Source organism: Pseudomonas sp. NFPP24 (assembly GCF_900112095.1).
GTDB classification, from domain to species: Bacteria; Pseudomonadota; Gammaproteobacteria; order Pseudomonadales; family Pseudomonadaceae; genus Aquipseudomonas; species Aquipseudomonas extremorientalis.
The window spans coordinates 399,908-418,508 of sequence record NZ_FOKD01000006.1 but is presented as its reverse complement, the minus strand read 5'-3'; the positions used below and the strand labels follow the sequence as shown (position 1 = coordinate 418,508).

The following is an 18,601-nucleotide window of genomic DNA, read 5'->3' as shown; positions in this document are numbered from 1 at the left end:
GAGTCCTTTATGAACAACCGACACGGTGTGGCACTTGCCATTGCCCTGGGCCTGATGCTGTCCGGCGTTGCCTGGGCCGATGAAGTAGAAGGCACACTCGAACTCACCGAGCAGCAGATCCAGGCCGCTGGCATTCAACTGGCCCAGGCCGAGCCCCGCACCCTTAGCACGATGCTGGTACTGCCGGGCGAGGTGCGTTTCGACGAAGATCGCACCTCCCATATCATCCCGCGTGTGGCGGGTGTGGTGGAGTCGGTCAAGGCCAACCTCGGCCAATCGGTGAAGAAGGGTGAGCTGTTGGCGGTGATTGCCAGCCAGCAGATCTCCGACCAGCGCAGCGAGTTGGCCGCCAGCGAGCGCCGGGTTGAATTGGCGCGTACCACCTTTCAGCGTGAACGCCAGTTGTGGCAGGACAAGATCTCCGCCGAACAGGATTACCTGCTGGCGCGCCAGGCCCTGCAGGAAGCTGAGATTGCCCTGAACAACGCTCGTCAAAAGATGACCGCATTAAGCGGCAGCGCTGTGCTGGTTGGCGGCAATCGCTACGAGTTGCGCGCCCCGTTCGCCGGTGTGGTGGTGGAAAAACACCTGGGTGTCGGTGAAGTCGTCAGCGAAACCAGCAACGCTTTCACCCTCTCGGACTTGTCCCAGGTGTGGGTGACCTTCGGTGTGTTTCCCAAGGACTTGAACAAGGTCAGGGTGGGCAAACCGGTCACCGTCAGCTCCACCGAAATGGGCACCCAAGTGCAGGGCACTGTGGCTTACGTCGGCAACCTGCTCGGTGAGCAGACGCGCACGGCCACCGTGCGCATCAGTGTGCCCAACCCCGATGACGCCTGGCGCCCTGGGCTGTTTGTCAGCGTGCAACTGGCGACGGATTCTTACCAGGCGAAGGTCACCGTCCCGCAGGCCGCGATCCAGACCGTCGAGGACAAACCCTCGGTATTCGTACGTACCCCGGAGGGCTTCATCACCCGTCACCTGGAGCTTGGTGCGAGCGAAAACGGCTACGTCGAAGTGCGCCAGGGCCTCGATGCCGGGGCGCAGGTGGCCACGGTCGGCAGCTTCATCCTCAAGTCCGAACTGGGCAAAGGCTCGGCCGAGCACGCCCATTGATCCTGCGAGTGATTCCCCATGTTTGAGCGCCTTATCCAATTTGCCATCGAGCAGCGCATCATCGTGCTGCTGGCGGTGCTGTTGATGGCCGGTGTCGGCATCGCCAGCTATCAGAAATTGCCCATCGACGCGGTACCTGACATCACCAACGTACAGGTGCAGATCAACTCGGCGGCGGCCGGGTATTCACCGCTGGAAACCGAACAGCGCATCACCTTCCCCATCGAAACCGCCATGGCCGGTTTGCCCGGATTGCAGCAGACCCGTTCGTTGTCGCGCTCCGGGTTGTCTCAGGTAACGGTGATCTTCAAGGACGGCACCGACCTGTTCTTCGCCCGGCAACTGGTCAACGAGCGCCTGCAAGTGGCCCGCGAGCAATTGCCCAGCGGCATCGAAACGGCCATGGGGCCGATTTCCACCGGCCTCGGGGAAATTTTCCTGTGGACCGTCGAGGCCGAGGACGGCGCACGCAAAGACGATGGCACGCCTTACACACCCACCGACCTGCGGGTCATCCAGGACTGGATCATCAAGCCACAACTGCGCAACGTGCCGGGCGTGGCCGAGATCAACACCATCGGTGGCTTCGCCAAGGAGTACCAGATTGCCCCCGACCCCAAGCGCCTGGCGGCCTACAACCTGACCCTGAATGACCTGGTCACGGCGCTGGAGCGCAACAATGCCAACGTCGGCGCTGGCTATATCGAGCGCAGTGGCGAGCAACTGTTGATCCGGGCACCGGGCCAGTTGGCGTCCATCGACGACATCGCCAATATCGTTATCACCAGCTCGGACGGCACACCGATTCGCGTGCGCAATGTGGCCCAGGTCGAGATCGGCCGCGAACTGCGCACCGGCGCCGCCACCGAAAACGGCCGTGAAGTCGTGCTCGGCACGGTGTTCATGTTGATCGGTGAAAACAGCCGCAGCGTGTCCCAGGCTGTGGCGGAAAAACTCGAAGAGATCAACCGCTCGCTGCCCGAAGGCGTGGTGGCGGTCACGGTCTACGACCGCACCCACCTGGTCGAAAAAGCCATCGCCACCGTGAAGAAAAACCTCTTCGAAGGTGCGTTGCTGGTGGTCGCGGTGCTGTTCCTGTTCCTCGGCAATATCCGCGCTGCGCTGATCACGGCCATGGTGATTCCCCTGGCGATGCTGTTCACTTTTACCGGAATGTTCACCAACAAGGTCAGTGCCAACTTGATGAGCCTCGGCGCGCTGGACTTCGGCATTATCGTCGATGGCGCAGTGGTGATCGTCGAGAACGCCATCCGCCGCCTGGCCCACGCGCAACAGCGTCATGGTCGCCTGCTGACCCGCAGCGAACGCCTGCATGAGGTGTTCGCGGCGGCGAAGGAAGCGCGGCGGGCGCTGATCTTCGGGCAACTGATCATCATGGTGGTGTACCTGCCGATCTTCGCCCTCACCGGGGTGGCCGGGAAGATGTTCCACCCGATGGCGTTTACCGTGGTGATCGCCCTGTTGGGTGCGATGATCCTGTCGGTGACCTTCGTGCCGGCGGCGATTGCGCTGTTCGTCACCGGCAAGGTCAAGGAAGAAGAAAATAGTGTGATGCGCGCCGCGCGCCGGGTCTACGCACCGGTGCTGGACTGGGTGATGGCGCGCCGACCGCTGGTGTTCGGCTTGGCCGTGTTGACCATCGTCGCCTCCGGCGTTGTTGCCAGCCGCATGGGCAGCGAGTTTATCCCCAGCCTCAGTGAGGGCGACTTCGCCCAGCAGGCCTTGCGCGTGCCCGGCACCAGCCTGACGCAATCGGTGCAGATGCAGCAGCAACTGGAAAAAACCTTGATGGCCCAGGTGCCGGAAATCCAGCGGGTGTTTGCACGTACCGGCACCGCGGAAATTGCCTCAGACCCAATGCCGCCAAATATTTCCGACAGCTACGTGATGCTCAAGCCGAAGGACCAATGGCCCGACCCGAAGAAGTCCCGGGAAGCGTTAATCGCTGATATCCAGCGTGCCAGTGCGATTGTGCCAGGCAGTGCATACGAGTTGTCGCAGCCGATCCAACTGCGCTTCAACGAACTGATTTCCGGGGTGCGCAGTGATGTGGCGGTGAAGGTGTTCGGCGATGACATGGGCGTGCTCAACACCACCGCCGGGGAAATCGCCGAGACCTTGCAGACGCTTGATGGCGCCTCGGAAGTGAAGGTTGAGCAGACGTCCGGCCTGCCGGTGCTGACCATCAATATCGACCGCGACAAGGCTGCGCGCTTTGGCCTGAATGTGGGCGATGTGCAGGACACAATTGCCGTCGCTGTCGGTGGGCGCCAGGCCGGTACGTTGTATGAAGGTGACCGGCGTTTCGACATGGTCGTGCGTTTGTCCGACGCGTTGCGCACCGATATCGACGGGCTGTCTCGGCTGTTGATTCCGGTGCCGAGTAACGCGGCTGGCCAGTTGGGGTTTATCGCCTTGTCCCAGGTCGCCAGCCTGGACCTGATGCTCGGCCCGAACCAGATCAGCCGCGAGAATGGCAAGCGCCTGGTGATCGTCAGCGCCAACGTGCGGGGCCGGGATATCGGCTCGTTTGTCGAGGAGGCCGAGGCTGCCTTGATCGCCCAGGTGAAAGTACCGGCGGGCTACTGGACCACCTGGGGCGGCCAGTTCGAACAGTTGAAGGAAGCCTCCGAGCGCCTGCGCATCGTGGTGCCGGTGGCATTGCTGCTGGTGTTCGGCCTGTTGTTCATGATGTTCAACAACCTGAAGGACGGCCTGCTGGTGTTCACCGGGATTCCGTTCGCCTTGACCGGTGGGATCATGGCGCTGTGGCTGCGGGATATTCCGCTGTCGATCTCGGCGGGGGTGGGCTTTATCGCCTTGTCCGGCGTGGCGGTGCTGAACGGCCTGGTGATGATCGCCTTTATCCGCAACTTGCGTGAGGAAGGGCGCTCGTTGTCGATGGCGATCAACGAAGGCGCGCTGACCCGACTGCGTCCGGTGTTGATGACAGCATTGGTGGCGTCCCTCGGGTTTATCCCCATGGCGCTTGCCACCGGCACCGGTGCCGAAGTGCAGCGGCCCTTGGCGACGGTGGTGATCGGCGGGATCATTTCCTCAACATTGCTGACCCTGCTGGTGCTGCCGGCCCTGTATCAGTGGGCCCATCGCAAGGAAGAGGAAACACCAGGCTGAACCGTGTGAACCGGCCCGGCTGGCTGCTGACCTCGGCGTGCCCCTGATGCAGGTGCATGATCGACTGCACAATCGCCAGGCCGAGTCCGGTGCCGCCTTCCGCGCGGGTACGGCTGCTGTCGGCGCGGTAGAAACGTTCGAACAGGTGGGGCAAGTGATGGGCCTCGATACCGCGCCCAGGGTTGCCGACCGACAGCGCCACGCTCCGGTCGTAGCTTTCCACCAGTAGCAACACGCTGGAGTCGCAGGGGGTGTGGCGGATGGCATTGGACAACAGGTTGGAAATGGCGCGCTGGATCATCAAGCGGTCGCCCGTTACCCAGGCATCGCCGCGCAGGCTCAGGGTCACGTGCTTGTCTTCGGCGCTGAGGGCGAACAGTGCCATCACCCGTTGCGCTTCCTCGGCCAGCGACACCGGGGCAAACCCGGCCCGTGCTGCCGGGTGGCTGACCTGGGCGAGGAACAGCATGTCGGAGACGATGCGCGACAGACGCTCCATTTCCTCGGTACAGGATTCCAGGCCGGCCTTGTACTCCGCCGAGGGCCGCTCGCGGGACAGGGTCACCTGGGCCTTGCCCATCAGGTTGGTCAGCGGGGCGCGCAGTTCGTGGGCCAGGTCGTCGGAGAACTGCGACAGCTGCTGCACCCCGGCGTCCAGTCGATGCAGCATGAAATTGATGCCCTGGGCCAATTCGCCGAGTTCCTTGGGCAGGTTGTCCAGGGCCAGGCGATGGGTCAGGTCCTGGGTGCTGACCTTGGCCGCCACCCGGCTGAACTGCTGCAAGGGCGCAAGCCCGCGTTGCACCAGCCACCAGGCGCCCATGCCGATCAGGATCAGCAGCATCGGCAGGGCGATTACCGTGGAGCGCAGGTAGGCACTGAGCAACGCTTCATCATCGGAACGGTCCAGCGACAACAACACGCGTACGTATTCGCCCCCTTGCAGGGGCATCAGGCGCGTCGCACTGAGAATACGATTGCCCTGGCCATCGACCCAGTTCAAATAGGCCAGGTTCTTGCCGGTGGGCACGTCGAGCAACAGCGGTTGCTGGGGCCTGGCGCCGACGCTGAGGAGTACCGGTGCATCGGGCCGTGCGCCGATGATGGTCAGGTAGATATTGTCGTGGCCCATCACCAGGTCCAGCAGTGAATGGGGGCGGTTGGTGATGCGGTGTTCATCGAGGCCTTGGCCGAGGGTATGGGCCAGTTGCTCCATTTTGTTTTCCAGGCCCTTGCGCGCGAGCTTGTCCAATTCGTGGGTCAGGGCCAGGTACGCCAGGGTTGCCAGCAGCACAACCAGCCCGGCGCCCATCAGGCTGACGGTCAACCCCAGGCGCATCGACAGGCTGCTGGTCTTCATGGCCGCGCCTCCAGCACATACCCCACGCCGCGAATGGTGTGGATCAACTTCACCTCGCTCTGGTCATCGACCTTGGCGCGCAGGCGGCTGATGGAGACCTCCACCACATTGGTGTCGCAGTCAAAGTTCATGTCCCACACCAGCGAGATGATCTGCGTGCGGGTCATCACCTCGCCGGACTGGCGCATCAGCACATGCAGCAGGGCGAACTCCTTGGTGGTCAGGTCGATCCGGCGGTTGCCGCGGTAGGCGCGATGCCGGCGCGGGTCCAGTTCCAGGTCCGAGACGCGCAGCACGTCCGGCACCGGGATGTGCTCGCTGCGCCGTAGCAACGTACGCACGCGAGCGAGCAGTTCGGGAAACTCAAAGGGTTTGACCAGGTAATCATCGGCGCCCATGTCCAGGCCCTTGATCTTGTCGGCCAGCCGACCGCGTGCGGTCAGCATCATCACGCGCTGATTGCCGTCGCGGCGCAGTTGCTCCAGCACTTCCCAACCGTCGGTGTTGGGCAGGTTCACATCAAGGATCACCAATTCGTAGCTGTGCTGCCGGGCCAGGTGCAGGCCATCGATGCCGCTGGCGGCGCAATCGACGACATAACCGCTTTCGGTCAGGCCTTGCTGCAGGTAGTCGGCGGTTTTTTGCTCGTCCTCAACCACAAGGATACGCATGGGGAGTTACCTTTAAAGAAAACGAAAAGGGCATGGCCTCATGGCGAGGCGGGGGAGGCTGTAGGAAAACTCTGGACCGTGAAGTAGCTTTAGGGTCAAGCCATGTCAGACAGGTGCGACGATTCGTCACTGAGCCTGCACACAAAAAAAACGCCCCGACCGGGGCGCAAAAATTCATCTCTGTTCCAAAGGAGCTACACGAAAGCCGCAGAGATGAGAGGTGTTCGGTGTGCAGTGTAGAAAGTGCAACTTAACGAGAAGGTGAGACCAATATTACAGTTCTGACAGACTTCAACCTGTGAAGAGATGTAGCGCATCGGCAAGTGAATGTAATTGGCCTACCTTAAAGCACCGCAATGGGGTACTCGATAATCAGCCGAACTTCTTCCAAGTCCGACTCGAATGCACTTGAGCGCACGGTCGCCTGGCGCAGCCGCAGTGATAAATCCTTCAAGTTTCCACTTTGCACCACATATTTGGCCTCGATATCCCGCTCCCAGCGGCGTTGGTCGGTCAGTGGGGCGCCGGCTGCATCGCGACGCATGTACACCGCGTTGGCGTTGCTGTAATCGGCGCCAGTGCCTTTGCCGTAGCGGGTCATGAACGACAGGCCGGGGATGCCGAATGCCTGCATGTCCAGGTCATAGCGCACCATCCATGAGCGTTCCTTGGGCGAGTTGAAGTCGCTGTACTGGATCGAGTTGTTGAGGAAGATCGAGTCGGACTGGCGCAGGTAGTCGAAGTCGTCATCACCGTTGTTGCGCTGGTGGGAGAGGGCCAGGCTGTGGGCGCCGACCTTCACTCCGAGCCGGGCGCTCCAGATGGCATTATCGAATTCACCGAGCTTTTTCCGGCCCTCGTCCACCGCCTTGTAGTAGTTGACGTCGCCGAACAGCGAGACATCTTCACCCAGCGGATAGCTGACGGCGCTGCCGACGTAGTACTGGTCCCAGGCATCTTTCAAGCGGCTGCCGTAAAGGCTGACGCTGAGGTGTTGGTTGACGGTGTAATCACCGCCGAAATAACCGACCCAGGGCGAGTCGACCGGGCCTGCGTAAAAGGTCGCGAAGCCTTTGTTCATGCCGCTTTCGCTCGGTTGGCTCATGCCGCTCAAGCGCCCGCCTTGCAGGGTCAGGCCCTCGAGGCTGGTGTTCTGTGCGGTCACGCCACGAAAACTTTCCGGCAACACGCGTGAATCGCCGTAGGCCACGACGGGGGTCAGCGGGAATACGTCGCCGGCCTTGATGACGGTATCCAGCATGCGCAGTTTCGCGGCGCCGCCGACTTTACTGTAGGTGTCCTCGGGGTGGTTTTCGCTGTCCACCGGCAGCACGCCGAACGAGCCTTTGCCGCCGCTGCGGCCGGTGCCCGAGTCCAGCTTTATGCCGACCATGGCAAACGCATCCACGCCAAAGCCAACGGTGCCTTGGGTAAAACCAGATTCGAAGCGGCCGATCAAACCCTGTGCCCAGGCCTCTGAATAGCCATTGCCGGTGGGGCTGGACTGGCCTTTGCGATCATCGCGGTTGAAGTAAAAATTACGCGCCAGCACATTGACGCGGCTGCCTTCGATAAAGCCCTCGGGCGGGTCCTCCACGGCCACGGCAGCCAGCGGGAAAGCGGCGCACAGTGAAAGGGGAAGGCTGTAGTGACGGATACGCATGGTTCGCTCCTGGTGCTTGGCAGTTTCAGCTTCTTATGAGAGCGGGCGTTCTTATTGATCTGGCCCGGGCTGATAGTTGCAAACCGCAGATAACGAAGAAGTGGCACGAAGATTACAATTCTGGAAACTCACACTTATCTAACAAATAAGTAATGCTCTGGTGAAGTTTGCGTCAGGGTCAGTTGGTTAGTCTGCGCACTGAATCTTTCAGTCGAGGAACTAATCATGAAGTTTTATAAAGTCGCGCTGGGTGTTTTAACCGCCATCCTGTCGTTCGGTGCGTTGGCCGAAGGTGGGGGGGACCGTACGTTCGCACTGATGATGGAGCGCAATGAAAAAGCCATGGCCGAGTACGCCGCCAAAAAGGGCAAGCCGGCGCCCGAGGTGCAGGCGTATCGCTATGGCATGAAGCTGGACATCGCCAAGGTGGTCAACGTCACGCCGCCGATCCGCTCGTGCAACGCGGTGCCGTCGCGCATGACCTATGAAGACTCCAGCGGCAAGCTCAAGACCCTTGAGTATCAAGTGATGGGCGTGTGCCGAAACAACGGCAGCTGATGTGGCCGAAAAAATACTTGGGCGAGGGCCTCAAGCTCGCTTAAGAAAATGCCGGCAGCGCCGATGCAGGTCGGATTCATCTCCCTCATTTGATCCTCGGTGCCCCATGTTCAACACCCGTTTGAAGCAGGAGCTGTCGGCTCTTCGCGAAGAGTTGTCCAGCTTGAATCAGGTCAAGGAGAGCCTGGAAAGTGAAATGCTGTGCCTGACGCTGGACGCCGAAGGCCGGGTGGAATGGGCCAATGCCAACTTCCTGCAGGAGCTGGCCTACCAGAGTGGCCAACTGCTGGGGCGTGCGATCGAAGACCTGGAGCTGGCCCACGTGCGCAGGGATGAGTTCCAGCAACGCTTCAAGAACGCCCTGGTGCGCGGCGAGCATTTCGCCGGCACCGTGCGCCTGATGCGGGGCAATGGCCAGGAAGCCTGGCTGCGTTCGATTCTGCAGCCGGTGCGCAGCTCCGAGGGGCGCATCAAGCATTTTTCGATTTATTCCAGCGACCTCACCCGCACCATCGAGGCTTCCCGCGAGCATGAAAACCTCATGAACGCGCTGGTGCGCTCTACCGCCGTGATCGAGTTCGACCTCGGCGGGCACGTGCTGAGCGCCAATGACCGTTTCCTCGGGGGCATGGGTTACAGCCTGGCGCAGATCCAGGGCAAACATCACCGGATATTCTGCGAGCCAGAGGAATACAACAGCACCGAGTACCAGGACTTCTGGAAGCGCTTGAACGCCGGTGAGTTCGTCGCGGCACGCTTTAAACGGGTCGACAGCCATGGCCGCGTGGTGTGGCTGGAAGCGACCTACAACCCGGTGCTGGACGCCAATGACCGGTTGTACAAAGTGGTCAAGTTCGCCACGGTGATCACCGACCAGGTCAACCAGGAACAGGCGGTCGCCGACGCGGCGAACATTGCCTACAGCACCTCGTTGCAAACCGACAACAGCGCCCAGCGCGGCACCACCGTGGTGACCCAGGCGGTGGATGTGATGCGCGACCTGGCCAGGCACATGCAACAGGCCGGTGACGGTATCGAGGCGCTCAACGCCCAATCCCAAGTGATCGGCACCATCGTCAAGACCATCAGCGGCATTGCCGAGCAGACCAACCTGCTGGCGCTCAACGCCGCCATCGAAGCGGCGCGTGCTGGCGAACAAGGTCGTGGTTTTGCGGTAGTCGCCGATGAAGTTCGGCAGTTGGCCTCGCGTACCAGCAAGGCCACTGAGGAAATTGTCGGCGTGGTCCGTCAGAACCAGGACATGGCCCGCGACGCGGTCGCCCTGATGACCGACGGTCGCCTGCAAGCCGAACAGGGCCTGGCGCTGGCTGCCGAAGCGGGCACGGTGATCGTGGAGATCCAGGACGGGGCGCAGAAGGTGGTCAGCGCGGTGGGCCAGTTCGCCAACCAACTGTCGAGTTGAGCGTAGGGCTTCAGGTATCGTAGGGGCTTTCTGGTATCAAGAGTCGACTGTCCATGAGCCCTACCCACCGTCGCCCCGTCCCGCTGTCCAAGGCCTACCGCTTGCTCAACCACGGCCCTACGGTGCTGGTGAGCGCTGCCCACAACGGCCAGCGCAATATCATGGCCGCGGCCTGGGCCATGCCGCTGGATTTCGAACCGCCGAAGGTAGCGGTGGTGCTGGACAAGGCCACCTGGACCCGCCAACTGCTGGAAGGCGCCGGCACCTTTGTGTTGCAGGTGCCTTGCGCGAGCCAGGCCGACCTTGTGCAAACCGTGGGCAACACCACCGGTGCCGACACGGATAAGTTTGCCGCCTACGGCTTGCACACGTTCCGCGGTGAACACATCGACGCGCCGCTGCTGGAAGGTTGCGTGGCCTGGCTGGAATGCCGACTGCTGCCCGAGCCTCATAACCAGCAGGCCTATGATCTGTTTTTGGGTGAAGTGGTCGCGGCCTATGCCGACGAACGCGTATTCAGCGACGGCCGCTGGCACTTCGAAGGGCATGATGAACTGCGCACCTTGCACCATGTGGCGGGCGGGCATTTTCTCACCATCGGCCAGCCGATTGATGGGCACGCGCTCTAAGCCTAGTCAGCGCCCGAGCATCTTTACCCAGCGCGACGGCGGCATGCCGTAGGTGCTGCGAAACTGCCGGGTCATGTGGCTCTGGTCGGTGAAGCCGGCCGTCATCGCCGCGTCCACCAGCGATTGGCCCTGGGCCAGCAGGCTGCGCACCAGGTCCAGGCGGCGCATGGTCAGGTAGCGATAGGGGCTGGTGCCGAACAGCAGGCGAAAATCCCGCGACAAGGCCCAGCGGTCACGGCCGGCGTGGTCGGCCATTTCATCCAGGGTGATGCTGCGGCCCAGCGCATTGTGGATGAACTCCCGGGCGCGCTCGGCGGCCACGTAGTCGAAAGTCTTGCGGCTGATGATCCCGCCCGAGACGTTGTTCAGCGCATGGGCCAGGTCGAACAGGGCGTCCTGTTCCTGCAATGGGTCGATGGGGTTGTCCAGGTTCTGCAGCAGCACTTCGCTGGCTCGCAACAGCCTGGGGTCGGTAGACAGGCCGCCCGGGATAAACGGCAACGGCTTGCCGCCGAGAATCTGCTGGATCAGCGACGGCTCTACGTAAATCATCCGGTATTTGAAGCCCTCTTCACTGCCGGCGTGGCCGTCGTGGGTTTCATCGGGGTGAAGCACCATGGTTGTGCCCGGCACGCTGTGGATCATGTCGCCGCGGTAGTGAAAGCTCTGCACGCCCGTCAACGTACGCCCGATGGCGTAAGTGTCGTGGCGATGCGGGTCGAAGGCGAAGCCGGCAAAGTATGCCTCGATACGGTCCAGGCCACTGGCATGGGGCGCGCGGTGCAACCAGTCGAGGGTGGCGGTGGGTTTGCCCATGGTAAGGGGTCACAAAAAAGAGAGGGAAATACGTTAACCCAGTCTGCATCCCTTGTCTGCCGGGGTCTTGTACGATTGTGCAGGGCAGGGCAGAGGCCTATGATCGTCGCTCGTGCCTCGCGCTGATGGAGCTGCCCACCATGGATTTTCTCAACCCGGCCTATGTGACGCCCCTGGTTTCCCTGGCCTTGCTGTGGACCGTCGCGGTGGTCACGCCTGGCCCCAACTTTTTCAACACGGCGCAACTGGCCGCCAGCTGTTCGCGCCGTCATGGTGTGGTGGCATCGGCGGGAGTGGCCACGGGTACGATCATGTGGGGCCTGGCGGGTGGCCTGGGCATCAAGTCGCTGTTTACGGCGGCACCGATGCTGTATCTGGCGTTCAAGATCATCGGCGGCTGCTACCTGATCTACCTCGGGTTGAAACTGTTCAAGCGGTCTTCACCGAACATGAGCCAGAACGTGCTGCCGGATGACGCCCGGCGCTCGCTGTTTTCCGCGTGGCGCCTGGGGTTGCTGGGTAATCTGTCCAACCCCAAGGCCGCTTTGTTTGTTGCCACCATCTTCGCGTCAACCATGCCGCCTTCGCCGTCGCCGATGCTGCTGACCCTGGCGGTGATCACCATGGCCACCTTGTCGTTCAGTTGGTATTCCAGCGTGGCACTGGTGTTTTCCAGCGAACGCATGGCCACGCTCTACAGCCGGTCGCGCAAGTGGCTCGACCGCTTTGCCGGTGGCTGCTATGTGTTGTTCGGCGCACATCTGGTAGCGAATCGCTGACGGCCCGTGGTAAGAAGCCTTACGTTCAACAGTGAGGTCGGGTCATGAGCAAGGTGCGGGTAGGTATTATTTTTGGTGGCCGTTCGGCTGAGCACGAAGTGTCGTTGCAGTCGGCGCGCAATATCGTCGATGCGCTCGACCGCTCGCGCTTCGAGCCGGTGTTGATCGGTATCGACAAGGCCGGCCATTGGCACCTCAACGACACCTCGAACTTCCTGCTCAACCAGGAAAACCCGGCGTTGATCGCCCTCAACCAGTCCAACCGCGAACTGGCGGTGGTGCCCGGCAAGGCCAGCCAGCAATTGGTGGAGACTTCCGGCAGCGGCCTGCTGGAACATGTCGACGTGATCTTCCCCATCGTCCACGGCACCCTCGGCGAAGATGGTTGCCTGCAAGGCCTGTTACGTATGGCCGACCTGCCTTTCGTGGGTTCCGACGTGCTCGGTTCGGCGGTGTGCATGGACAAGGACATCAGCAAGCGCTTGCTGCGCGATGCCGGGATTGCCGTCACCCCATTCATCACCCTGACCCGCAGCAATGCGGCGCGTACTTCGTTTGAGGCCGCGGTGAACAAGATCGGCCTGCCGATGTTCGTCAAACCTGCCAACCAAGGCTCATCGGTGGGCGTGAGCAAAGTCGGCGACGAAGCCGAGTACCATGCTGCCGTTGAACTGGCCCTGGGCTTCGATGAAAAAGTGCTGCTCGAATCGGCGGTAAAAGGCCGCGAAATCGAATGCGCCGTGCTGGGCAATGATCACCCCATCGCCAGTGGTTGCGGCGAGATTGTGGTGAGCAGTGGTTTCTATTCCTACGACAGCAAGTACATCGACGACCAGGCCGCCCAGGTGGTGGTGCCGGCCGATATCAGTCATGACGCCAGCGAGCGTATTCGCCGGTTGGCCATTGAGGCTTTCGAGGTGCTGGGCTGTTCCGGCCTGGCACGGGTCGATGTGTTCCTTACCGACGATGGCGAGGTGTTGATCAACGAAATCAACTCACTGCCCGGCTTCACCCGCATCAGCATGTACCCCAAGCTGTGGCAGGCGGCGGGCATGAGCTACAGCGAACTGGTGAGCCGCCTGATCGAGCTGGCGCTGGAGCGGCATGCGGGGCGCAAGGGGTTGAAGATCAGTCGGTAGTCGTTCATCAGTGGCTCAGTAACGCCATCAGGCGTTACTGAGGACTTCCCGAAAGACGTCCGGTCTGATTGCAGCGATATGCAGCAAGGAGCGTGCTGCGCCAGAAGGGGAGCGACGCCCTTGCTCCCACTCTTGAAGGGTTCTTACCGAAACGCCCAGAAGCTCAGCAAATTTGGGTTGCGACAACCCGGTCTTGCTTCTTGCTTCGGCGGCTTGAGTGATTTCGACCTGTTTCACCGAGCCGTATCGTCCTGCTTTAACATCCTGAACAGTGGCAAGCAGCTCTTCGCCAATGTTGCGTTTGGCATCCCGTTCTTGCAGCTGTTTCTCAGTGAGTGGCATGGTTCATTTCCTTCGCGATTTTGTACAGGGTGTGCGCTGGAATACTGTCGGTCGCGCCCTTGCCATATATCAGTAGCGCTACCAAGGCCCCGCAAGCCAATTGTGTGGTGTAGATTATTCGTACCGATCCACTTTTGCCTCGACCTTCCAGGCTCCAGCGTATTTTTCGACATCCGCCTGAGCCGGGTATAACGTTCCCTGCTTCAGGATGACTGGCTAGAAAAGCCATGAAAATGCCTCTTTCCTCTTCGGTCCAATAGTCAGGCCATAACCTGCTGAACAGAGGCGATTCTATTATCGTTAACACGCGGAATTCTACGTCTTTGACGTAGCCTCTGGCAAGAACGGACGGGCCAGAAAATCGCAGGATAACGGGTACTGCTCAAGGTGCGTTTTATCGCAAAAAATGACATGGTACTTTGCGTGTCGGCGATATGAGTAGGGCCTGGGACCGTGCTTGGTAAGCTGCCTCTCACCGCTGCGTACGAGCAATCCACGAATAGATCAACGTCTTCATTTCCTCCGGGTGATGCGTCCTTCGGCGGTAGCTGGCAAAGGTGGGGGAGGTGCAGTAAGTGCACACCTCACTCACCTCGATTTGTTCACGCCGGATGCCGGCCGCTTGCAGCAACATCACGCCATACCCGCTCAAGTCAAACCACGCGCTTGCTGCTTGCCTGGCGTGGGGCGGTGCAATTTGCGCGGGCAATAACGGTGCGGGTTGCGCTGCGCTCCACGGCGCCCGCCCGGTTGCCCACAGGTGCCCCTGGTCAGCCTGGAACTGCGCAACAAACCCCTCGCTCACCTCATAGCAGCACGGTTTGATCGACGGTCCGATCGCCACGCGCAACTGGTCGACTGCAATCCCTTCGTCGGTAAAACGCTTGATTGCATTGGCGATGATCCCGCTTTGCAGCCCCTTCCATCCTCCATGCACCGCAGCGACCTTTTCGCCGTTCTGCGCGGCAATCAGAAGGGGCAGGCAGTCAGCGGTGATCACCGCGATGGGCTTGTGCTCACCTGTGCATACCCCGTCCGCTTCAACGGTATTGGGTACCTGGTCGGCTTGCCACTCGATCACTGAGGCGCTATGCACCTGCTTGCAGATGAACACCCCATCGGGGCGCAGCGGATCATTGATCGAACAAAAACCGTGGTCGACGCCAGGGATGGCGCCGAGATTATCTGCCTGTTGCACGAGCGCTTTCTCCGATGTTTGAAGTGTTCAGTCGCCGACCGCTTTGCCTTCACGCCGAGGGTCGGCGCCGCCACTGAGCGACACCTTGCCCTGGGCATCCCGCATGCGAACGATGGCCTGGATGCCGCTGGTCATATCGATCTCGCTCAGGGCATGGCCTCTGTCCTTGAGGGCCTGTTTCAGTGCAGGGGTGAACAGGCCGGTCTCCAGCTCGGTGGCACCATTGCGACTGCCGAAGTTCGGCAGGCTGATGGCCGCTTGCGGGTCAAGTTTCCAGTCAAGCATCGCCACCAGGGACTTGCTGACGTACTCGATGATTTGCGAGCCACCGGGCGAGCCGACCGTGGCCAGTAACTCGTCGCTGTTGCGATCGAACACCAGGGTCGGCGCCATCGCCGAGCGCGGGCGCTTGCCGGGCTCGATGCGGTTGGCCACCGGCTGGCCGTTTTCCTCGGGGATAAACGAGAAGTCGGTCATCTGGTTGTTGAGCAAGAAACCTTGCACCATCAGATGAGAGCCGAACGCCGCTTCCACCGTGGTGGTCATCGACACGGCGCCACCCTGGTCATCCACCGCCACCACTTGTGAGGTGGAGATGCGCAACGGCGAGCGGTCCGGCGCATAGGCCACCTGGATACCCGCTGGTACGCCCGGTTTGGCGATGCCCATGCTGCGCTCGCCGATCAAGGCGGCGCGCTTGGCCAGGTACTCCGGTGCGACGAGGCCCGAGACCGGCACGGGCACGAAGTCCGCGTCCGCGACGTAGAGGCCGCGATCAGCGAAGGCCAGGCGCCCGGCTTCGGCCAGCAGGTGCACGGCTTCGGGCGTTGGTTCAAGGCCGGCAGGCGATGCGCTTTTTACCGGAGGCATCGCCGCGATGTCCTGGGCTTTCAGGGCCTGCAAGGTGCCCAGGATTTGCGCGACGGCGATCCCGCCCGACGACGGCGGTGGCATGCCGCAGACTTTCCACTGCTTGTAATCGGTGCACAGTGGGGGGCGCTCCTTGGCTCTATAGCCTTTGAGGTCTGCCTGGGACAGGCTGCCCGCGTTGCGATGACCTTGCACCTTGCGTGCGATCTCATCGGCAATCGGCCCTTGGTACAGCGCGTCCGGGCCTTCCTTGGCGATGCGTTTGAACACATTGGCCAGCGCCGGGTTTTTCAACACGGTGCCGGTGGCTTTCGGTGTGCCATCGGCATTCAGGAAATACGCCGCCATATCTGGTGATTGCGGGATGTTATGGTCAGCCGCGATCAGGCTATGCAAGCGCGCAGAAATGGCGAAGCCCTGTTCCGCCAGGCGGATTGCCGGCTCGAACAGCGTGGCCCAGTGCAACCGGCCAGTCTTCTTGTGCGCCATTTCGAGCGCGCGCAATACTCCAGGCGTACCGACTGAGCGTCCCCCAATCTGCGCCTCCGCAAACGCCATCGGTGTGCCGTCGCCCCTCAGGAACAAACGCTCGGTGGCCCCGGCCGGCGCGGTTTCACGGCCGTCATACGCGTGTACGTTTTTCCCGTCCCACACCATGATGAACGCGCCGCCGCCGATGCCGGAGGACTGCGGCTCCACCAGCGTCAACACTGCCTGCATTGCAATCGCCGCATCTATTGCCGAACCGCCCATGCGCAGCATCTCGCGTCCGGCTTCGGCTGCCAGCGGGTTGGCCGCCGCGGCCATATGGCGCTCGGCGTGTTGAGTCGTGAGGTCGGTGCGATAGCCGGAACCCAGCTCCGGTGCCGGAGGCTGTTGGTTGACCGGGGTATGGCAGGCAGCCAGGGTGAGGGCTGCGGCAATCACCGACAGTTGACGGCGGGAAATCGAAAACACGCGCTGAACTCCGTTCATTTTGAGAATGATCTGTTGTCCTTGGGGTAGTGCTTTTTACAGGTAAATCGTGCCTTGCAGGTAGAGCACCCCGTGGCCGGAAATGATCACGCGATCACCCTTGAGCTCGCAGCGCAGTTGGCCACGGCGCTTGCCGCCCTGTTCGGCGGTCAACCGGTTCTTGCCCAGGCGCTCAGCCCAGAATGGCGCCAATGAGGTGTGGGCCGAACCGGTCACCGGGTCTTCATTCACACCCACATTCGGCCCGAACCAGCGGGAGATAAAATCAAACCTCGCGCTTTGGGCCGTCACGGCGATGCCGCGTTTGGGCAGGCCCTTGAGGCGGGCGAAGTCTGGTGTCAGTGCGGCGACTTGCGCTTCGTCTTCCAGCAGTACGATGTAGTCATCAGTGCTGAACACGTCGGCCTGTTCAATGCCGAGCGCGCTCAACATGCCATCGGGCGGTTCGCAGGGTTGTGGTTGCTTGGCGGGGAAGTCCATCGACAGTTCATCACCATTGCGCGTCACCCGAAGTTCGCCGCTACGCGTGGCAAAGCGCAATACCTCTGGCGCGTCCGTCAGTTGGTGAATCAACACCCACGCCGCCGCAAGCGTGGCATGGCCGCACAGGTCCACTTCTATTTCGGGCGTAAACCAGCGCAATTCGTAGAATTCGCCGCGAGGTACAAAGTAGGCCGTTTCAGAGAGGTTGTTTTCGGCGGCGATGGCTTGCAGTTGCTCATCGCTGAGCCATTCGGTGAGCGGGCAGACTGCCGCGGGGTTACCGCCGAAGGGGGACTGGCTGAAAGCGTCGACTTGGTAGATGTCCAGTTTCACCGTGGAGCACTCCGTGCTTAGAGGGGAGGCTGGACACTAACAGCGGGTCAAGGGAGCGTCAAAATACAGATGGCGCCTTTTTTCGGGCGCAACTCTGGGCCGTAGGGGGAGGAGCGCTTCGAGTATGCCCCGCACTTTTCTCCAGGCATAAAAAAACGGCCTACCTTTCGGTAAGCCGTTTTTAGTACTTGGTGGCTACACAGGGACTTGAACCCCGGACCCCAGCATTATGAATGCTATGCTCTAACCAACTGAGCTATGTAGCCAAGTGGCGCGCATTATTCGCGTAGAACGGCAATGCGTCAAGTATTTATTTTGAATTTTTATCTACGCTTTCAACTGTTTAAGCGAAATTGCCGGATCGGGCGACGAGTGGTTCGCGATTCGCCCGCCTGCGCAGTCAGAAAAGCCTGATCGCGGTGGGCAGATATCCCTGCCGTCCAGCGCAACGTCTGATTTTAAGAACGCGTCGAGTTGTGAGTGGCGCGTTTAAGCTGTTCGCGCGCCCGAGAGAGGCGCGAGCGGACCGTGCCGATCGGAATCTCCAGTGCGTCGGCGGTCTCCTGGTAGCTACCGTCGGTTTCCAGTGAGGCGTAGAGCGTCTTGCGCATCTCTATGGGTAGGTGGTCGATGGCGCTCAAGGTTTTCTCCAGGCGTCGATTGATTTCAAATTCCCAGTCCAGATTGTGGTTGTCTTCCTGGCCGTGCCACAGCGACTCGTCGAATTCGCAATGCACGGGTTTGGCATACAAGCGCCTGAAGTGGTTGCGTATGAGGTTTTGCGCGATACCGCACATCCAAGTGCTGAGCGTGGCGTTCCCGCTGAAACGTTCACGGTTACGCCAGGCTTCCAGGTACGTCAATTGCAGCAGGTCGTCTGCATCTTCGGGGTTGAGTACGCGCTTGTGAATGAAGCGCCGAAGTTTTTTTTGCTGGTCGTCTGTCAGGTGAAGCATGAATTGAGGCGAGCTGCCAACCAGGTGCGCTAAAGCTTCAATAGGGATATTCATGGATTTTTCCTTGGAGTAGACGCAGTCGAAAGGTGTCGACGAGAACCCCATTTGCACTGGCTGTGCCAGGCGGAAAAATT

General features: G+C 61.0%; 16 protein-coding genes, 1 tRNA gene and 1 pseudogene. 8 read left to right on the top strand and 10 right to left on the bottom strand.

From position 1 onward, the window contains the following. Positions 1 to 9 precede the first annotated feature (9 nt). Both BM026_RS15970 and BM026_RS15965 read left to right on the top strand, forming a co-directional pair. Positions 10 to 1,116: an efflux RND transporter periplasmic adaptor subunit gene (locus BM026_RS15970; RefSeq protein WP_093529278.1), complete on the top strand. Its 1,107-nt coding sequence runs from the start codon at positions 10 to 12 to the stop codon at positions 1,114 to 1,116. 18 nt (positions 1,117 to 1,134) lie between these two features. After that, positions 1,135 to 4,272 carry a CusA/CzcA family heavy metal efflux RND transporter gene (locus tag BM026_RS15965; RefSeq protein WP_093529275.1) on the top strand — a complete coding sequence of 1,046 codons (3,138 nt, stop codon included), beginning with the start codon at positions 1,135 to 1,137 and terminating at the stop codon, positions 4,270 to 4,272. On the opposite strand, the gene BM026_RS15960 is transcribed toward BM026_RS15965, so the two are convergent. The 3 genes from BM026_RS15960 to BM026_RS15950 all read right to left on the bottom strand — a co-directional run bounded on the left by BM026_RS15960 (position 4,187) and on the right by BM026_RS15950 (position 7,966). After that, complete coding sequence (locus tag BM026_RS15960) at positions 4,187 to 5,632, bottom strand: heavy metal sensor histidine kinase (protein ID WP_093529272.1); 1,446 nt, start codon at positions 5,630 to 5,632, stop codon at positions 4,187 to 4,189. The genes BM026_RS15965 and BM026_RS15960 overlap by 86 nt on opposite strands. Further along, positions 5,629 to 6,303, bottom strand: coding sequence for a heavy metal response regulator transcription factor (locus BM026_RS15955; protein WP_071490997.1), 675 nt, complete (start codon positions 6,301 to 6,303; stop codon positions 5,629 to 5,631). Before BM026_RS15955 ends, BM026_RS15960 begins: the two co-directional genes overlap by 4 nt. A 343-nt stretch (positions 6,304 to 6,646) precedes the next feature. Further along, a complete protein-coding gene (locus tag BM026_RS15950) occupies positions 6,647 to 7,966 on the bottom strand; it encodes an OprD family porin (RefSeq protein WP_093512572.1) in 1,320 nt (439 codons plus the stop codon). 225 nt (positions 7,967 to 8,191) lie between these two features. Between BM026_RS15950 and BM026_RS15945 the strand changes: the two genes are divergently transcribed. The 4 genes and pseudogenes from BM026_RS15945 to BM026_RS15935 all read left to right on the top strand — a co-directional run bounded on the left by BM026_RS15945 (position 8,192) and on the right by BM026_RS15935 (position 10,576). Beyond that, positions 8,192 to 8,524 (top strand): DUF2790 domain-containing protein, encoded by a 333-nt coding sequence (locus BM026_RS15945; RefSeq protein ID WP_092240533.1) that lies wholly within the window; start codon positions 8,192 to 8,194, stop codon positions 8,522 to 8,524. 106 nt (positions 8,525 to 8,630) lie between these two features. After that, a pseudogene (locus BM026_RS29630) lies at positions 8,631 to 9,407 on the top strand (PAS domain-containing protein); the annotation flags it as partial. Positions 9,408 to 9,515: 108 nt separating this feature from the next. Further along, positions 9,516 to 9,947 carry a methyl-accepting chemotaxis protein gene (locus BM026_RS29625; protein ID WP_371914363.1) on the top strand — a complete coding sequence of 144 codons (432 nt, stop codon included), beginning with the start codon at positions 9,516 to 9,518 and terminating at the stop codon, positions 9,945 to 9,947. A gap of 53 nt (positions 9,948 to 10,000) precedes the next feature. Next, the gene (locus BM026_RS15935) at positions 10,001 to 10,576 is read left to right on the top strand and encodes a flavin reductase family protein (RefSeq protein ID WP_092240537.1); all 576 of its coding nucleotides are present in this window, start codon (positions 10,001 to 10,003) and stop codon (positions 10,574 to 10,576) included. Positions 10,577 to 10,582: 6 nt separating this feature from the next. Here the strand turns inward: BM026_RS15935 and BM026_RS15930 are convergent, their stop codons facing one another. After that, entirely contained in the window at positions 10,583 to 11,392 is an 810-nt protein-coding gene (locus BM026_RS15930; RefSeq protein ID WP_093529266.1) for an AraC family transcriptional regulator, read from the bottom strand. Between the two features lie 140 nt (positions 11,393 to 11,532). Here BM026_RS15930 and BM026_RS15925 point away from each other — a divergent pair, with 140 nt between their 5' ends. Both BM026_RS15925 and ddlA read left to right on the top strand, forming a co-directional pair. Further along, positions 11,533 to 12,171, top strand: coding sequence for a LysE family translocator (locus tag BM026_RS15925; protein WP_092240541.1), 639 nt, complete (start codon positions 11,533 to 11,535; stop codon positions 12,169 to 12,171). A gap of 44 nt (positions 12,172 to 12,215) precedes the next feature. Beyond that, positions 12,216 to 13,310 (top strand): D-alanine--D-alanine ligase, encoded by a 1,095-nt coding sequence (ddlA, locus tag BM026_RS15920; protein ID WP_092240543.1) that lies wholly within the window; start codon positions 12,216 to 12,218, stop codon positions 13,308 to 13,310. A gap of 27 nt (positions 13,311 to 13,337) precedes the next feature. Here the strand turns inward: ddlA and BM026_RS15915 are convergent, their stop codons facing one another. The 6 genes from BM026_RS15915 to BM026_RS15885 form a co-directional block, all read right to left on the bottom strand. Continuing rightward, complete coding sequence (locus BM026_RS15915) at positions 13,338 to 13,652, bottom strand: helix-turn-helix domain-containing protein (RefSeq protein WP_093119998.1); 315 nt, start codon at positions 13,650 to 13,652, stop codon at positions 13,338 to 13,340. 472 nt (positions 13,653 to 14,124) lie between these two features. Then, positions 14,125 to 14,850, bottom strand: a complete 726-nt coding sequence (gene pgeF / locus BM026_RS15905) for a peptidoglycan editing factor PgeF (RefSeq protein WP_093529263.1) — start codon at positions 14,848 to 14,850, stop codon at positions 14,125 to 14,127. A 27-nt stretch (positions 14,851 to 14,877) separates the two neighbouring features. Continuing rightward, positions 14,878 to 16,695 carry a gamma-glutamyltransferase gene (gene ggt / locus BM026_RS15900; RefSeq protein WP_093529260.1) on the bottom strand — a complete coding sequence of 606 codons (1,818 nt, stop codon included), beginning with the start codon at positions 16,693 to 16,695 and terminating at the stop codon, positions 14,878 to 14,880. Positions 16,696 to 16,731: 36 nt separating this feature from the next. Continuing rightward, positions 16,732 to 17,511 (bottom strand): PhzF family phenazine biosynthesis protein, encoded by a 780-nt coding sequence (locus BM026_RS15895; RefSeq protein ID WP_093529257.1) that lies wholly within the window; start codon positions 17,509 to 17,511, stop codon positions 16,732 to 16,734. A 189-nt stretch (positions 17,512 to 17,700) separates the two neighbouring features. Beyond that, positions 17,701 to 17,777, bottom strand: a tRNA-Met gene (locus BM026_RS15890). 192 nt (positions 17,778 to 17,969) lie between these two features. Continuing rightward, a complete protein-coding gene (locus BM026_RS15885) occupies positions 17,970 to 18,521 on the bottom strand; it encodes an RNA polymerase sigma factor (protein WP_092240549.1) in 552 nt (183 codons plus the stop codon). Positions 18,522 to 18,601 lie beyond the last annotated feature (80 nt).

Excerpts from the sequence above, each read along its gene's own strand:
- BM026_RS15970 (WP_093529278.1), top strand. The coding sequence starts at position 10 with ATGAACAACCGACACGGTGTGGCACTTGCCATTGCCCTGGGCCTGATG.
- BM026_RS15965 (WP_093529275.1), top strand. The coding sequence starts at position 1,135 with ATGTTTGAGCGCCTTATCCAATTTGCCATCGAGCAGCGCATCATCGTG.
- BM026_RS15960 (WP_093529272.1), bottom strand. The coding sequence starts at position 5,632 with ATGAAGACCAGCAGCCTGTCGATGCGCCTGGGGTTGACCGTCAGCCTG.
- BM026_RS15955 (WP_071490997.1), bottom strand. The coding sequence starts at position 6,303 with ATGCGTATCCTTGTGGTTGAGGACGAGCAAAAAACCGCCGACTACCTG.
- BM026_RS15950 (WP_093512572.1), bottom strand. The coding sequence starts at position 7,966 with ATGCGTATCCGTCACTACAGCCTTCCCCTTTCACTGTGCGCCGCTTTC.
- BM026_RS15945 (WP_092240533.1), top strand. The coding sequence starts at position 8,192 with ATGAAGTTTTATAAAGTCGCGCTGGGTGTTTTAACCGCCATCCTGTCG.
- BM026_RS29625 (WP_371914363.1), top strand. The coding sequence starts at position 9,516 with ATGCGCGACCTGGCCAGGCACATGCAACAGGCCGGTGACGGTATCGAG.
- BM026_RS15935 (WP_092240537.1), top strand. The coding sequence starts at position 10,001 with ATGAGCCCTACCCACCGTCGCCCCGTCCCGCTGTCCAAGGCCTACCGC.
- BM026_RS15930 (WP_093529266.1), bottom strand. The coding sequence starts at position 11,392 with ATGGGCAAACCCACCGCCACCCTCGACTGGTTGCACCGCGCGCCCCAT.
- BM026_RS15925 (WP_092240541.1), top strand. The coding sequence starts at position 11,533 with ATGGATTTTCTCAACCCGGCCTATGTGACGCCCCTGGTTTCCCTGGCC.
- ddlA (WP_092240543.1), top strand. The coding sequence starts at position 12,216 with ATGAGCAAGGTGCGGGTAGGTATTATTTTTGGTGGCCGTTCGGCTGAG.
- BM026_RS15915 (WP_093119998.1), bottom strand. The coding sequence starts at position 13,652 with ATGCCACTCACTGAGAAACAGCTGCAAGAACGGGATGCCAAACGCAAC.
- ggt (WP_093529260.1), bottom strand. The coding sequence starts at position 16,695 with ATGAACGGAGTTCAGCGCGTGTTTTCGATTTCCCGCCGTCAACTGTCG.
- BM026_RS15885 (WP_092240549.1), bottom strand. The coding sequence starts at position 18,521 with ATGAATATCCCTATTGAAGCTTTAGCGCACCTGGTTGGCAGCTCGCCT.